The organism is Streptomyces sp. Je 1-4 4N24 (assembly GCF_026239515.1).
GTDB lineage: Bacteria > Actinomycetota > Actinomycetes > Streptomycetales > Streptomycetaceae > Streptomyces > Streptomyces nigrescens.
Genome location: NZ_CP110836.1, coordinates 2,335,837 through 2,352,083 on the forward strand (window position 1 = coordinate 2,335,837; position 16,247 = coordinate 2,352,083).

5 protein-coding genes and 3 rRNA genes are annotated in these 16,247 nt (G+C 65.4%); 2 read left to right on the plus strand and 6 right to left on the minus strand.

The features are described from left to right. Window positions 1-85: 85 nt before the first annotated feature. Complete coding sequence (locus SLV14N_RS09900; RefSeq protein ID WP_263269065.1) at window positions 86-3,220, minus strand: DEAD/DEAH box helicase; 3,135 nt, start codon at window positions 3,218-3,220, stop codon at window positions 86-88. Between the two features lie 234 nt (window positions 3,221-3,454). Next, on the minus strand, window positions 3,455-4,858 hold the full coding sequence (locus tag SLV14N_RS09905) for a serine/threonine-protein kinase (RefSeq protein ID WP_263269066.1): 1,404 nt from the start codon (window positions 4,856-4,858) through the stop codon (window positions 3,455-3,457). Between the two features lie 183 nt (window positions 4,859-5,041). Between SLV14N_RS09905 and SLV14N_RS09910 the strand changes: the two genes are divergently transcribed. Further along, the gene (locus tag SLV14N_RS09910) at window positions 5,042-6,658 is read left to right on the plus strand and encodes a CBS domain-containing protein (RefSeq protein WP_265873052.1); all 1,617 of its coding nucleotides are present in this window, start codon (window positions 5,042-5,044) and stop codon (window positions 6,656-6,658) included. A gap of 453 nt (window positions 6,659-7,111) precedes the next feature. Further along, a complete protein-coding gene (locus SLV14N_RS09915) occupies window positions 7,112-7,702 on the plus strand; it encodes a hypothetical protein (RefSeq protein ID WP_263269068.1) in 591 nt (196 codons plus the stop codon). A gap of 443 nt (window positions 7,703-8,145) precedes the next feature. Here the strand turns inward: SLV14N_RS09915 and rrf are convergent. The 4 genes from rrf to SLV14N_RS09935 all read right to left on the minus strand — a co-directional run bounded on the left by rrf (window position 8,146) and on the right by SLV14N_RS09935 (window position 15,992). After that, window positions 8,146-8,262 (minus strand): 5S ribosomal RNA (gene rrf, locus SLV14N_RS09920). 74 nt (window positions 8,263-8,336) lie between these two features. Further along, window positions 8,337-11,459 (minus strand): 23S ribosomal RNA (locus tag SLV14N_RS09925). 301 nt (window positions 11,460-11,760) lie between these two features. Beyond that, window positions 11,761-13,289 (minus strand): 16S ribosomal RNA (locus SLV14N_RS09930). The 16S, 23S and 5S rRNA genes sit together here, the layout of an rRNA operon. Window positions 13,290-14,663: 1,374 nt before the next feature. Continuing rightward, window positions 14,664-15,992 (minus strand): class I SAM-dependent RNA methyltransferase, encoded by a 1,329-nt coding sequence (locus tag SLV14N_RS09935; protein ID WP_263269069.1) that lies wholly within the window; start codon window positions 15,990-15,992, stop codon window positions 14,664-14,666. Window positions 15,993-16,247: the final 255 nt, after the last annotated feature.

A 16,247-nucleotide genomic window follows, 5' to 3' on the forward strand; every position in this document is an offset into this window, starting at 1 on the left:
GCGTCAGTGGTGGGGCGGGGACCATCGTCGACCTGGTCCGCCGGGGTGTTCGGGGTGTGTGCCGGGACGGGCGCGGTGTCCGCGGTCATGAGCTGGGCTCCAGGGCGGCCAGGACCCGGATCATCGGGTCGCCGGTCGTGCGCAGCCGGGTCGCGGCCTCTTCGAGGTTCTCGGCGGCCCGCTCGCGGGCGCTGCGCCCGCCGCTGAAGCCGGGCAGCGGCTGCTCCAGCCAGCGGCCGACCTCCGTCTCGTACTCCCGCAGCGGACGGTCGATGTGCTTCTCCGCCTCGGCCCGCAGCCGGTCCATCTCACGGCGGGTGGCGGCCACGGCCGCCGGCACGTGGTGCTGGAGCGCGGCCGGGTCGCCCTGGGCGAAGTGGTCCGGCATGTCGGGGCGCAGTCCGAGCTCGGCGAGGAGCGGCCGGGTCAGCTGCCGCACCCGGGGATCCTCACCGTCGCGGCCCAGCCGGTCGACGGCCAGCCAGGCCACGACCGTCGGGCGGCCGTCCTGGTTGGACCACACGCCCTGGGTGAGGAAGACCGGCTCCGGCACGCGGGTGCCGCGGCTCACCTGGATCACGAGCGCCTGCTGACGGCCCAGTTGGACCAGAACCTTGTCGGTGATCCACTCCAGGACGGGGTGCAGCTCACCGACGTAGTGGGCGTCCGGCCACAGCGACGGGGAGTCGAGGTCCTCCCGCGCCCGCCGCAGGGAGTCGGCCGCGTCCTCCCGGCTGAAGGTGAGCTTCATACGGCGCGTGATGCCGTGGTCGCGCAGATAACCGGGGGGCAGGATGTCGAGCCGGTCGGCGAGGTCCTCCGGGGTGTCGAAGCTGAGGTCGGTGCCGTTCACGGTGGTGTCCAGACGGAACGGTTCCAAGTCCGCGAGTTCGTCCAGGCCGGCGAGGACATAGTCGCGCCGGTCCGCGAACAGCCGCAGCTCCTCGACGACGCGGAGGGGCGCGTGGCCGCCGTCCGCGGCCGGGGCTTCCCGGGAGGCGTCCGCCGCCGGCACTTCCGGGGTGACCGAGGTGCCCGAGGTGTCCGCGGCGTCGTCGAAGTCGAAGCCCGCGTCCTCCTCGTAGTCCTCGTCGAAGTCGAAGCCGAACGTGGCCGAGTCGTCGTACGGATCGCAGTCCGCACCGAACTCGGCGTTCAGCTGCTGCGGGAGGGGCAGGTCCGCGGGGGCGGCGCCGTCGTCCAGGGAAACGGTCTGCAGGTCGTCCACGGCCTGCTGGGGTGCCTCGCCCTTGAACAGTGCTTCCATGACGCGTTTCTCCTCCAGCGCGCCGTCGTTCGCCTTCGTCGCCGCTTCGACGGCGCCGAGGATCGCATGCACCCGCTCCTCGCGGGCGAGGACCTTCTCGGCGATGTCAGTGTCGTCCAGCGCCCCGTCGGTCGCCGACTCCAGGACCATGGCGCGGAACTCGGGCGGCCTGGTCTGCCCGTACCGGTCGATGCGGCCGTTGCGCTGCTCGACCCTGATCAGGCTCCACGGGAGGTCCCAGTGGATCAGGTGGTGGCACTGACGGTGCAGGTTGACGCCCTCCGAGGCGCCGTCGCCGGTGAGCAGCAGCCGTACGTCGCCGCCCGCACGGGCGAACTCGTCGACGTATTCCATCTGGACCCGGTCCGAGACACCGGTGCTGTGCAGGACCTTGACCGCAGCCTTGGCGTCCTCTTCCGCCGTCCAGCCGAGCAACGGCGGGAGCACCTCGCCCAGCCAGTCGAGGGTCTCGCGGCGCTCGGAGAAGACGACCGCACGCAGGGGGCTGCCCGCCTTCACCCCGATGCGGCGCAGCTCCTCGACCAGGCCCGCCAGCTTGGACGTGGCGGTCAGCCCGGCGTCCCCGGTGGCCGCCCGGTCGATCGCGCGGGCCAGCTCCAGCAGACGCAGGAGGGAGGCCGCCTCGGGTGTGTGCGTCTCGACCTCGGCCGGCGGCTCGTCGGTGATCTTGTGCCGCTCGGGGAGGGTGTGTCCGGTCTTGGCGAGCCGTTCGCGGACCGTGACGAACAGCGCGCGGTGCGAGGACAGGAAGGACTTGAGCAGGACGTACGGAAAGAGGCGGTCCTCCGCGCCGGCCTGCTGGTCGGGCTGCTTGAGCCAGTGGTCGGCGAGCTCCTGGAAGACCTCTTCCTCCAGGGCATTGGCCTGGCAGCGCACGGGGTGGGACCCGCCGCGCGGGGCCCAGTGGCCCTTGAGCTGGTCCGCCACCTCGGCGCTGACCTTGGTCCGGCGCAGCATCAGATGTTCCAGCTCCGCCGGCTTCGGGTTCTGCGGGTCCTTGACCGCCATGGGGTCGAGGAGGCGGATCAGGCCGGTGAAGGCGGGCATGTTGCCGTTGTGCGGAGTCGCGCTCGCCAGGATCAGTGCGTCCGTCTGCTCGGCGAGCAGATCGGCGAGAGCACGGCGCTCGCTGCCCTGGTTGATGAGGTTGTGGGACTCATCGATGACCACGGCGTCCCAGCGGAGGCTCTCCAGCCATGGACGGTAGCGCTTGGGGTTCTTGAGCGTGTCCATGGAGATGATCACGCGCTTGTAGTACGTGAACGGATTACGGCCCGCCGGGATCTTCCGCTCGATGCGGGCGATGCCCGCACTGTCGAGGCGGACCAGCGGCAGGGAGAAGCGCGTCCACATCTCGTGCTGGAACTGTTCGAGGACCGGGGCGGGTGTGACCACCAGGATGCGCTCGCCGCGGCCGCGCCGGATCAGCTCGCCGAGCAGCGCCCCGATCTCCAGGGTCTTGCCCAGACCCACCACATCACCGATCAGCAGCCGGGGCCGCAGCGGGTTCGCCAGTGCCTTGGCGGCGGGCCGCAGCTGGTAGTCCATGCGGTCGAGCAGGAAACCGTCGGTCAGCGCCAGACGCCGCTCCCCTTGGGGCAGCGCCGTCTTGCGCAGCACGGCCTCCAGGAAGAGGCGGCTGCGCCGGAAGTGCGGCGAGCTGTCGGCGACGAGCCGGGTGTCCTCGGGGCGCAGGACGCGGGGCACGTCCATCGTGGGCGCCAGGAACCGGGCCTCCTGGCCGCGCACCAGGTCGGAGGCGCCGATCGCCTCGATGAGGAACTCACCGGACGGCAGTCGCTTGCTGTTGCGGACCAGCCACTCCTCGTCGCGTACCTCGATCACCGTGCCGGCCGGCGGAGGTCCCTCGGCCGCCGTGGCCTGGGCGGCGGGCCGGGCCTCGGAGCTGCTGCCGGGCACTGCGTCGGGCATGTCGGGCGGGTCCTTTCAGGTCGTGCGAGGGCGCACAGCGGCAATGATGCCGCTGCGACGCGGGTGGTTGCTCCGGGATGTGGGGTCCCAGTGAAGCCTAGAGCTCCGAAGGAGCGGTACGGGACCAGTCAGCGAATGCCGGAGGAGCGGTACGGCGAATGCCGGAGGACCGGTACGGGGTGGCAGAGCGACGAGGGACCCCGACCAGATCCCCCATCGCGCCTCTTGCCCGCGTTACAGGTCTCCGCGGTGTGCGTACGCCCGGCACAGCCGGGCAGCAACATTCTGCGCGGCCCGGGGAGGCGCTTTCGGGGTGGGAGACGACGCTTCCTTCGGGGAGTGCGGCGGCGCGAGGCGGTAGCTCGTGGGGCGGCGGCCGTTGTCGGGCTCCGGCTGGTGAGGAGGGGCGTCGTCGCCGGGCGCCGGCTGCGGGACGGGTTCCACGGGCTGCGCCGGGGCGGGGTCGACGAGCGTCGGCGTATAGACATCGGGGCTGTCGGCCCGATCGGCCGCGTCCGCCGCCCGCTCCATCTCGTCCGTGTCCACGATGCCGTAGAAGCCCAGGTCGTCGTCCGGTAGCTCTACGGCAGCGCCCTCGGCCCAGGGGGCATCCGGTGCCGCGCCCTCGTCAACCGCCTTCTGGGCCAGCTCGCGGACCGCCGGATCGGCTTGGTCGGCGAGGGCCCCTGGGGGCAGCTTCGGCGTCAAGTCGGCAGCGATGACGAGGGCCCTGAGTTCCTCCGCCGCGAGCTCGTGCGTCAGACCGGCTTCGAGGAGGACGGCACGAAGGCCGGTCTCCACGCCGTCCAGGTCCGGACGCCGCCCCGGAGCCTCCACGAGTATCTGTCCGAGCAACGGGAGGAAGGGCGAGGCGACGCCGTTCCAGTTGGGGGGCGTGAGCAGGGGCTGCTCGGTATACGGCGGCCTTCCCGTCAGCGCGAAGAACAGCGTGGCACCGAGCGCGTACACATCGGTCGGTTCCTTGGCACTCATGAAGTCGTGGAGCTGTTCGTACGAGGTGTACGGCCATGTCCCCCAGGCCTGTCCCGGCCTGGTGATGGCCTGGCTGGTCCGCCGCTCGATGAGTACCGCGAGCCCGAAATCCAGCACGACAGGCCCGTCCGGGCCGAGGACGACGTTGCCCGGTTTGAGGTCGCGGTGCAGGAGCCCCGTGCTGTGGATCGCCCGCAGGGCGTCCACCAAGGCCAGACCGAGCGCAGCACATGGCCCCACGGCCAGGGCGCCCGCCTCCTTGATCATGGTGTGCAGGGAGGGCCCCGCGACGTAGTCCATGGCGAACCACGGCTGCGCCGCCTCCGAGTCTGCCGCGAGCAGCGCCGGCACCCGTTCACTGACGACGGCGCGTACAGCGTCGATCTCCATGCTGAACCGGTCACGAGCCTGCACCTGTTCCAGCAGGTCCGGCTGGATCATCTTGACCACGGCGAGCCGCGAGTCGTCGGCCTCGACGCCATCGGGTTCGATCATGTGGTACGCCGCGGCCAGCTCGTCCGAGAGACCGTCCAGGGGGATCTTGCGGGCCACGTAGGCAACACCCATACCCCCCGCACCGAGCCGGGCGAGCAGTTCGAACGGCCCCACCACACATGGGTCAACATCGGTGTCCAGCGGCATCATTGGCGCTCTCGTACCCCCACACTCGCGTCGCGACCTTCACCCCGGCCACACTGCTTCCGATCAGTCTACGGGCTGCGCCCGGAACCGGATGGACAACTGAGAAGCAGCATTCCCCAGCTTTCAAGTGGACCTTTTCCAGAGGAAGTTGACCGGCTCATTGCTGTAGGGTCGCGTCACTTGATCATGCGTCAGATTCTTATGGAGAAGAGCAGTATGCGGTCCTGGGTGGTACGTGCGGGAGAGAACGGCGAGCGGGAACAGGCGGCGCTGGACGACGGCGTTCTCCTCGCCGGGTGGCTCGGTCTGGGAAATCTCTCCGACACCACCACACGGGACGACATCAGGGCGTCCGTGGCCGCCGCCTATCCCGACGAAGGCCCGTACACGGTCGGGAACTGGACCGGTCAGCTCTACCGCTTCGTCCACGAGATCCAGGCCGGAGATCTCGTCGTCCTCCCGCTGAAGTCCTTGCTCGTGGCCATCGGCCGTGTGTCGGGGGACTACGAGTACCGCACGGCGGCCGCCGACGGTATGCGCCATGTACGGCGGGTGGAGTGGCTCGTCACGGACCTCGACCGGCAAGCGGTCCAGTCCGACCTCCTGGACAGCATGGGCTCACTGCTCACCGTCTTCGAACTCAGCAGGTTCGGGGCGGCGGAACGGGTGGCCGCTCTGGCCGACGGCAAGCCCGACCCGGGGCGCCCCGACGCCGACGAGTTCGCCGCCACCCTCACCGAGCCCGCGAAGCTGTACGAGGAAGTGCGCCGGCGCAGCGCAGACGAGCCGCTCACCCTGTCCATCCGGGACTTCCTCGGTGTCTGGGGTGTCCAGCGCCGCTACCCGGCAGCCACCGAACAGATCAAGAACGGCCTCGAAGCACGCGGACTCGTCACCGTCCCGCCCTTCACCGAGGGCACGCTGGACAGTCAGATCGCGGTACTGGCGGGCGGCGCCGAACCGGACGAGTCCGGAACGAGCGCGGTAACCCGGCTCTCCGGGAGCACCGGTCTGTCGGCCGCGGTCCAGAGCGCCGCGCACGCCGCCGGTCAGCTGCCCGACGAGGAAGCCGATGTGCAGACCGTCGCGTACCGGGTGAGCAACCTCGAATCCGCCAACCGCATGCCCGAGTCCGTACAGGTCGGGGACAGCCTCGGGACCGCCATGACGATCATGGTGTTGCGCGGCTACGGCCAGCTTCCGGTCCTTGACGCGGACGGGCGGCTGCGTGGCGTTGTCAGCTGGGAGTCGATCGGGCGCGCCCGCATGGCCGATCCCGGAGCCGATCTCCAGGCGGCAACGGTACGGGGCCAGGAAGCGGACCGATCGGACGATCTGCTCGACTGGATCGGGACCATCCAGCAGTCCGGGTACGTTCTGGTGCGCGATCACGACCACAAGGTCTGCGGCCTGATCACCGCTTCCGACCTGACCGTTCAGTTCGGCACACGCGTACGCCCCTTCGTCCTCGTGGAGGAGATCGAGCAGCGTCTGCGCCGCGTGGTCGACCGGTGCATTCCGCTCGACCGCATCAAGGCGGCCGTCCCTCGGGGCCGCGCCGCACAGGTGAACTCCGCTGCCAATCTGACCTTCGGGGCCTACGGGCACCTGCTCAAGACCCCCGAGAACTGGGCCGCCCTGGGGTGGGCCATCGACCAGCAGCACTTCCTGGCGGCACTTGAGGACTGCCGCCGGTTCCGCAACGGCCTGATGCACTTCAGCCCCGACCCCGTCACCGATGACCAGTTGCTTCCGGCACAGGGACTCCTCGAACTGCTGCGTTCCGTGGATCCCCAGATCTGACCGTCACGAGGCACGGTCAGAGGCGCGGTGCCGGTGCCGGTGCCGGTGCGCCAGAGCCTGACCTCGGTGCGCGAGGTCAGGCCACCTCGCGAGAATGCTTCGTGCTCACTCTTCCCGGCGCAGGATCCCGCCTCATCCCGGTCCGCAACGCGATCGCGGTCACGGCGGTCCCCCTGTCCGCCGGCTCCAATCGGTGGGTAGCCGGAGCTCTGTATCGACGCGCTCCGCGATGCCGAAGAACGGCCAGGACCGCTCCACCCGATGAGACACGCACCCACGACGCCGCTCGCCGTCGGTGCCTTCACAGCTGCTCCTCGATTTCGGACACCGCTCGCATTGCCACCATTTTCAACAACCCTACTCATCAGCGCTGTTAAAGGAATACGATCCGTTCAGGGGAGCGCGGCGACGAGTGTCTCCCACGGGTGGAGGGACACCGGCGCCATGAGAATCATGGATCAGCTCAGGCTGCAACGAGAAGGAACAGCACACAAGGACTGCGCCAGCACATGCTCAGGCGTGCAGTCCGAGGGCACGGCGGACGTGTGGCGGGTTCGGCTGCCCGGGCGCCCTCTACTGACGATCCACGACACTCGGTGGGACAACGGAGAGCGCGATCTCGTCCTGTACCAGCCCGCCGTCGTGCCGGAGATGCCGGCGCCACTGTCCAATCTTCACAATCGGCGGCGTGCCGGCATCCAGGCAACCGCAGGAAGAGAGCTGCGGATCATGGGATGGGTCGCCGTCCCCGGTGATCGTCCCCGTTTCAAGAAGACATTCACCACGGCTGAGTTTGCTGACGTATGCGGCCTCGATGACCTGCGCCACCTGGCCACGCGTCCCGGGGTAGCCCTGGACACGGCCTTTGACCGGCCGGATTCACTCCTGATCGATCTAGAAAGCCCGCAGGACACAGATTCCCTTCAGCACGCTCTCTACTTCCCGCGGAACGATGCTGAGACGCCAGTCGTGTTCTTCGTCCTGAGCCGTGTCGCACCCACACTGCGCCACATAGGTTGGCTGCCCGATCTCGTCCGAGCATAGTCGAGGCTCATTCGAACGGCTCACGGAACGGACATGCGCCAGCGACGAGCGGTGCAGCCAGTCGACGCGGCGGGCCGGGCTTTGGCATGACGCGAACTTCCTGCGGACCATCTTGGGAATCGGGTCGGGTCTGTGCTGCGGTCCGCTCGCCGCAGGGCCGGGCCTCGATGCCTGGGTCCGGACAGGGGCCATGAGGCCAATTACCCCCGGCCAGTGAGCCCGGAAGGGCGTTCACCTCCAGCAGGCATGCGTGCTTCTCGGCTGCGCTGGGCGGCAGTTCGCACAGCGGTAGCGAAGTCACCGATGATATCTGCCAGGTGACGCACCCTCGACGGATGAACCCGTAGAGCCGGCGCAGGCGACCGGCACGCGGAAGAGGGCGAACGAGCCCTGAACGCAGAAAAGCCCCGCACCATAAGGTGCGGGGCTTTCCCACAATGATTGTTCGGCGGCGTCCTACTCTCCCACAGGGTCCCCCCTGCAGTACCATCGGCGCTGAAAGGCTTAGCTTCCGGGTTCGGAATGTAACCGGGCGTTTCCCTAACGCAATGACCACCGAAACACTATGAAGTTAACCAACCCGGCACAATCACAGGTCGTTACTTCAGAACCTACACAGTGGACGCGAGCAACTGAGGACAAGCCCTCGGCCTATTAGTACCAGTCAACTCCACCCGTTACCAGGCTTCCATATCTGGCCTATCAACCCAGTCGTCTACTGGGAGCCTTAACCCCTCAAAGGGGGTGGGAGTCCTCATCTCGAAGCAGGCTTCCCGCTTAGATGCTTTCAGCGGTTATCCTTTCCGAACGTAGCCAACCAGCCATGCCCTTGGCAGGACAACTGGCACACCAGAGGTTCGTCCGTCCCGGTCCTCTCGTACTAGGGACAGCCCTTCTCAAGACTCCTACGCGCACAGCGGATAGGGACCGAACTGTCTCACGACGTTCTAAACCCAGCTCGCGTACCGCTTTAATGGGCGAACAGCCCAACCCTTGGGACCGACTCCAGCCCCAGGATGCGACGAGCCGACATCGAGGTGCCAAACCATCCCGTCGATATGGACTCTTGGGGAAGATCAGCCTGTTATCCCCGGGGTACCTTTTATCCGTTGAGCGACGGCGCTTCCACAAGCCACCGCCGGATCACTAGTCCCTACTTTCGTACCTGCTCGACCCGTCAGTCTCACAGTCAAGCTCCCTTGTGCACTTACACTCAACACCTGATTGCCAACCAGGCTGAGGGAACCTTTGGGCGCCTCCGTTACTCTTTAGGAGGCAACCGCCCCAGTTAAACTACCCACCAGACACTGTCCCTGATCCGGATCACGGACCCAGGTTAGACATCCAGCACGACCAGAGTGGTATTTCAACAATGACTCCACAACCACTGGCGTGGCCGCTTCAAAGTCTCCCACCTATCCTACACAAGCCGAACCGAACACCAATATCAAGCTATAGTAAAGGTCCCGGGGTCTTTCCGTCCTGCTGCGCGAAACGAGCATCTTTACTCGTAATGCAATTTCACCGGGCCTATGGTTGAGACAGTCGAGAAGTCGTTACGCCATTCGTGCAGGTCGGAACTTACCCGACAAGGAATTTCGCTACCTTAGGATGGTTATAGTTACCACCGCCGTTTACTGGCGCTTAAGTTCTCAGCTTCGCCAACCCGAAAGTTGACTAACCGGTCCCCTTAACGTTCCAGCACCGGGCAGGCGTCAGTCCGTATACATCGCCTTACGGCTTCGCACGGACCTGTGTTTTTAGTAAACAGTCGCTTCTCGCTGGTCTCTGCGGCCACCACCAGCTCACCGAGTAAATCGGATCACCAGCAATGGCCCCCCTTCTCCCGAAGTTACGGGGGCATTTTGCCGAGTTCCTTAACCATAGTTCACCCGAACGCCTCGGTATTCTCTACCTGACCACCTGAGTCGGTTTAGGGTACGGGCCGCCATGAAACTCGCTAGAGGCTTTTCTCGACAGCATAGGATCATCCACTTCACCACAATCGGCTCGGCATCAGGTCTCAGGCTTCATGCTGTCCGGATTTACCTGGACAGCGCCCTACACCCTTACCCCGGGACAACCACCGCCCGGGCTGGACTACCTTCCTGCGTCACCCCATCGCTTACCTACTACCACCTTGGATCGGCGGCTCCACCACGTCCCTTTGTCCGAAGACTCCAGGCCGGCTTCACGGCCTTAGCATTAATGGATTCGATATTGGGCGTTTCAAAGCGGGTACCGGAATATCAACCGGTTGTCCATCGACTACGCCTGTCGGCCTCGCCTTAGGTCCCGACTTACCCTGGGCAGATCAGCTTGACCCAGGAACCCTTAGTCAATCGGCGCACACGTTTCCCACGTGTGTATCGCTACTCATGCCTGCATTCTCACTCGTGAACCGTCCACAACTCGTTTCCACGGCTGCTTCACCCGGCACACGACGCTCCCCTACCCATCACAGCGGGCGTTGGCCCTCATGCTGCAATGACACGACTTCGGCGGTGTGCTTGAGCCCCGCTACATTGTCGGCGCGGAATCACTTGACCAGTGAGCTATTACGCACTCTTTCAAGGATGGCTGCTTCTAAGCCAACCTCCTGGTTGTCTCTGCGACTCCACATCCTTTCCCACTTAGCACACGCTTAGGGGCCTTAGTCGATGCTCTGGGCTGTTTCCCTCTCGACCATGGAGCTTATCCCCCACAGTCTCACTGCCGCGCTCTCACTTACCGGCATTCGGAGTTTGGCTAAGGTCAGTAACCCGGTAGGGCCCATCGCCTATCCAGTGCTCTACCTCCGGCAAGAAACACACGACGCTGCACCTAAATGCATTTCGGGGAGAACCAGCTATCACGGAGTTTGATTGGCCTTTCACCCCTAACCACAGGTCATCCCCCAGGTTTTCAACCCTGGTGGGTTCGGTCCTCCACGAAGTCTTACCTCCGCTTCAACCTGCCCATGGCTAGATCACTCCGCTTCGGGTCTTGGGCACGCTACTCAACGCCCTATTCGGACTCGCTTTCGCTACGGCTTCCCCACACGGGTTAACCTCGCAACATACCGCAAACTCGCAGGCTCATTCTTCAAAAGGCACGCAGTCACGACTGCATGTGCAAGCACACACAGCGACGCTCCCACGGCTTGTAGGCACACGGTTTCAGGTACTATTTCACTCCGCTCCCGCGGTACTTTTCACCATTCCCTCACGGTACTATCCGCTATCGGTCACCAGGGAATATTTAGGCTTAACGGGTGGTCCCGCCAGATTCACACGGGATTTCTCGGGCCCCGTGCTACTTGGGTGTCTCTTAAACGAGCCGTTGATGTTTCAGCTACGGGGGTCTTACCCTCTACGCCGGACCTTTCGCATGTCCTTCGCCTACACCAACGGTTTCTGACTCGTCCCACAGCCGGCAGACTGCAGAAAAGAGATCCCACAACCCCAACCACGCAACCCCTGCCGGGTATCACACGTGACTGGTTTGGCCTCATCCGGTTTCGCTCGCCACTACTCCCGGAATCACGGTTGTTTTCTCTTCCTGCGGGTACTGAGATGTTTCACTTCCCCGCGTTCCCTCCACACTGCCTATGTGTTCAGCAGCGGGTGACAGCCCATGACGACTGCCGGGTTTCCCCATTCGGACACCCCCGGATCAAAGCTCGGTTGACAGCTCCCCGGGGCCTATCGTGGCCTCCCACGTCCTTCATCGGTTCCTGGTGCCAAGGCATCCACCGTGCGCCCTTAAAAACTTGGCCACAGATGCTCGCGTCCACTGTGCAGTTCTCAAGCAACGACCAGCCACCCACCACCCCAACCCGAAGGCTGAGTTCACTGGGGCCGGCATCGCGAAGGTCCAGACTCAAGTCCGTACCCTCAGATACCCAACAGCGCGCCCGGCCCACTCCATCAATCCCCACGTTCCACGCCGAAGCAGTACTAGTGACAACCAATCAAGTGCGCCGAATAGTCAACGTTCCACCCATGAGCTAACCACCGTCGAACATTTGCCGACGTAGTGGCTCTGGACAACCTTGCGGCTGCCTAGATGCTCCTTAGAAAGGAGGTGATCCAGCCGCACCTTCCGGTACGGCTACCTTGTTACGACTTCGTCCCAATCGCCAGTCCCACCTTCGACGATTCCCTCCCACAAGGGGTTGGGCCACCGGCTTCGGGTGTTACCGACTTTCGTGACGTGACGGGCGGTGTGTACAAGGCCCGGGAACGTATTCACCGCAGCAATGCTGATCTGCGATTACTAGCAACTCCGACTTCATGGGGTCGAGTTGCAGACCCCAATCCGAACTGAGACCGGCTTTTTGAGATTCGCTCCACCTCGCGGTATCGCAGCTCATTGTACCGGCCATTGTAGCACGTGTGCAGCCCAAGACATAAGGGGCATGATGACTTGACGTCGTCCCCACCTTCCTCCGAGTTGACCCCGGCAGTCTCCTGTGAGTCCCCATCACCCCGAAGGGCATGCTGGCAACACAGAACAAGGGTTGCGCTCGTTGCGGGACTTAACCCAACATCTCACGACACGAGCTGACGACAGCCATGCACCACCTGTACACCGACCACAAGGGGGACCCTGTCTCCAGGGTTTTCCGGTGTATGTCAAGCCTTGGTAAGGTTCTTCGCGTTGCGTCGAATTAAGCCACATGCTCCGCTGCTTGTGCGGGCCCCCGTCAATTCCTTTGAGTTTTAGCCTTGCGGCCGTACTCCCCAGGCGGGGAACTTAATGCGTTAGCTGCGGCACGGACGACGTGGAATGTCGCCCACACCTAGTTCCCAACGTTTACGGCGTGGACTACCAGGGTATCTAATCCTGTTCGCTCCCCACGCTTTCGCTCCTCAGCGTCAGTATCGGCCCAGAGATCCGCCTTCGCCACCGGTGTTCCTCCTGATATCTGCGCATTTCACCGCTACACCAGGAATTCCGATCTCCCCTACCGAACTCTAGCCTGCCCGTATCGAATGCAGACCCGGGGTTAAGCCCCGGGCTTTCACATCCGACGTGACAAGCCGCCTACGAGCTCTTTACGCCCAATAATTCCGGACAACGCTTGCGCCCTACGTATTACCGCGGCTGCTGGCACGTAGTTAGCCGGCGCTTCTTCTGCAGGTACCGTCACTCTCGCTTCTTCCCTGCTGAAAGAGGTTTACAACCCGAAGGCCGTCATCCCTCACGCGGCGTCGCTGCATCAGGCTTTCGCCCATTGTGCAATATTCCCCACTGCTGCCTCCCGTAGGAGTCTGGGCCGTGTCTCAGTCCCAGTGTGGCCGGTCGCCCTCTCAGGCCGGCTACCCGTCGTCGCCTTGGTAGGCCATCACCCCACCAACAAGCTGATAGGCCGCGGGCTCATCCTTCACCGCCGGAGCTTTCCACCACCAGACCATGCGGTCGGTGGTCGTATCCGGTATTAGACCCCGTTTCCAGGGCTTGTCCCAGAGTGAAGGGCAGATTGCCCACGTGTTACTCACCCGTTCGCCACTAATCCCCTCCCGAAGGAGGTTCATCGTTCGACTTGCATGTGTTAAGCACGCCGCCAGCGTTCGTCCTGAGCCAGGATCAAACTCTCCGTGAATGTTTACCCGTAATCGGGTCAACACACACGAGAGCGGAACCACCGGACGGAATAAGTCTGGTGGTTCACAGCGTCCTCGCTGTGTGTGCCACCCCGACCGCATCGGCCGTGGTGGACTTTCAAAGGAACCTCATCCGCCGGAAGTGTTTCCGGTAGACGGGGTATCAACATATCTGGCGTTGACTTTTGGCACGCTGTTGAGTTCTCAAGGAACGGACGCTTCCTTTGTTCCTGTTTCACCAGGATCTCCGGGCGCTTCCCTTCGGTCTTGCGTTTCCGACTCTATCAGATCCTTGCGGGCCCGATTTTCGCCGGCGCGTTTCCGCCTTTCGGCTTCTTCGCGTTTCCAACCTTACCAGATCCGTTTCCGTCTCTGGCCCCGTGTTGGAGCGGGGTCGGCCGCTTCGCTTTCACTTTTCGGCCTTTCCGACTCTATCAGATCCGTTTCGGTCCGTTGCCGGTCCGAATTCGTTTCCGAATCCCCGTCGGAAGGGGGTTCCGCCGTGGTGCGGCTATTTGCGTTGCCGCGCCTTTCAGCGTGGTCACTACGTTAGCGGAATTCCTCTTTGACGCATAATCACGTCGCGGTCCGAATTCCGGCATGCCGAAATCGTTCCCGGTGAGGGGCCGTGCAGTAGTGGTGTGCCGCGAAGCGGCGGGATGGCTGCCCGGCGCCTGTCGGCTCCGTGGCAACTCGAATAAGTTACACGATCCTATGGGTGCGGCACGACTCGGGGGCACTTCGGCGGTGGTTCGAGCTATCCCGGGTCAGCACACGCGCAGTGGTGGGCCGCCCGCGAGGGGAGCCGTGATGGACACATTGAGCGTTGGTGCTGTCCTGCCACTCCGCTGAAGGCGCCGCTCTCCAGGAGGTGGGCCGAGCGCCGCCGCTGCGGCGGCGACCAACAGCGCCTCGACGATCTCGGCGGCCCCGTCGGAAGAGTGGGAGCAGGCAGACGCGGGCACCGCCTGAGACGCCACAAGAGTCGTTCCCCATAGGGCCCGAGGGCTCCCCAGCGCATGCATCACACCTCCGGTCCCGGAGATGCCGGCGCCTGGTGCCCGGCACCGGAGTGCCAGGAGTCCAGGCGCCGAGGGGTGCTCCGTGCGCCCAACCGACCGCGGAGCTACGCCGAAGCACGGCTTGCGGCACGCTCACCACGGGGACGGCTGTGGGCGGCGCTCTGCCGGGTTTCCGCGAAGCCAGACCCCGGGAAGCGGACCATCCGCCGTGCGTGACCTGCACGATCAGCGATGGGCGAGCCATCAGATCACCGGAACGACGTCAAAGGAGCGCCACTAGCGTCATTTCAGCGTCAAGATATCGCCCGTAACGTCCACTCCGCACATAGTGCGCACACCCAAAACCGCAGGTCAGGCGGCCTTAGGCGCCTTCTCCAGTACCACAACGCACTCCACATGATGCGTCATCGGAAACAAATCAAACGCCCGCATCCGCCGCGGCGCATACCCGGACTCGGCGAAGTACTTGAGGTCGCGGGCGAGGGCGGCCGGGTCGCAGGCTACGTAGGCGATGCGGCGGGGGGTGAGGGAGGCGAGGTGGGTGACGGTCTTCTTGCCGGCGCCGGCGCGGGGTGGGTCGAGGACGACGAGGTCGACGTCGGTGATGCCGGTGCGGGGCAGGATCTGGTCGACCTTGCCGTGTTCGATGCGGACGCGGTCGAGGTCCTGGAGGTTGTGGCGGGCGTCCTCGACGGCGCGCTTGCCCGATTCGATGCCGAGGACCGCGCCCTTGTCGCCGACGCGTTCGGCGAGGGCGCCGGCGAAGAGGCCGACGCCGCAGTAGAGGTCGAGGGCCATGTCGCCCTTCTTGGGCATCAGGCCCTGCATGACGGCCTCGACCAGAAGGTCGGCGGCCTTCGGGTGGACCTGCCAGAAGCCGCCGTTGCCGACGCGCCAGGTGCGGTCGGCGGCCCGTTCGCGGACGAAGGGGCGGCCGTGGACGCGGTGCACGCCGCCGTCCTTCTCCCCGACCCGCATGACCGAGACCGGCTTGTCGAGTTCGACGATGGGGAGGCGGCCGCCGGGGCGGGGCGTGAGGATGACCTGGCGGTCGTGGGAGCCGGTGGCTGCGATCGCTTCGACGGTGGCGATCTGCGGCCATTCGCGCTGCTCGATGCCGAGTTCGGAGACACCGGGGGCGGCGATCATGCAGTGGGTGACCGGCTCGATGTCGTGGGAGCGGTGCTTGCGCAGGCCCGCGTGACCGTCGGCGTCCACCGCGTACTGGACGCGGGTGCGCCAGGCCGGTACCTCGCCCTTGGCGACCTTGTCGCCGGGGGCGGGCTCGACGGTGCCGTCCCAGCCCGCTTCCTCGGGTGAGAGGCCGGCCAGCCGCTCCAGCTGTTCGGCGATGACCGAGGACTTCAGGCGGCGCTGGGCGCCGGGCGCGGCGTGCTGCCAGTCGCAGCCGCCGCAGCGGCCGGGGCCGGAGAAGGGGCAGGGGGCCTCGACCCTGTCCTTGGAGGCCTCCAGGATCGAGACGGCGTCGGTGCGCAGGAAGCGGGCGCCCTCCTCGCCGTCGGTGACGCGGGCGATGACGCGTTCGCCGGGCAGCGCATGCCGTACGAAGAGGACCTGGCCCTCGTCGGTGCGGGCGATGCAGTGGCCACCGTGGGCGACCGGGCCGACCTCGACCTCGTACTCCTCGCCGACCAGCGACTTCTTGGGTTCTGCCTGCATGGCGGGAGGGCTCCTGGGGTGGGGTGGTGCCGGGGCGGTACGGCGGGACGCCGACCGTCAAGTCTACGTCCCGGCGTGTGGTGCCACGGTCGGTGCGGTGTCACGGTCGGCAGGGTGCCCCGTCCGTGTGGTGGCCGGTCGGCACAGGGCCCCGGTCCGTGCAGTAGCCCGGTGCGTGCAGTAGCCCGGCCCGTGCGACGCCCGCGCCCCTGCGCCGTCGGACGTGCCGAGGCCCGCCCGGCCGGCACGCCCGCC

What these genes read in the sequence shown, in the direction of transcription:
- SLV14N_RS09905 (WP_263269066.1), bottom strand. Translation starts at nt 4,858, where the DNA reads ATGATGCCGCTGGACACCGATGTTGACCCATGTGTGGTGGGGCCGTTC.
- SLV14N_RS09900 (WP_263269065.1), bottom strand. Translation starts at nt 3,220, where the DNA reads ATGCCCGACGCAGTGCCCGGCAGCAGCTCCGAGGCCCGGCCCGCCGCC.
- SLV14N_RS09910 (WP_265873052.1), top strand. Translation starts at nt 5,042, where the DNA reads ATGCGTCAGATTCTTATGGAGAAGAGCAGTATGCGGTCCTGGGTGGTA.
- SLV14N_RS09915 (WP_263269068.1), top strand. Translation starts at nt 7,112, where the DNA reads ATGGATCAGCTCAGGCTGCAACGAGAAGGAACAGCACACAAGGACTGC.
- SLV14N_RS09935 (WP_263269069.1), bottom strand. Translation starts at nt 15,992, where the DNA reads ATGCAGGCAGAACCCAAGAAGTCGCTGGTCGGCGAGGAGTACGAGGTC.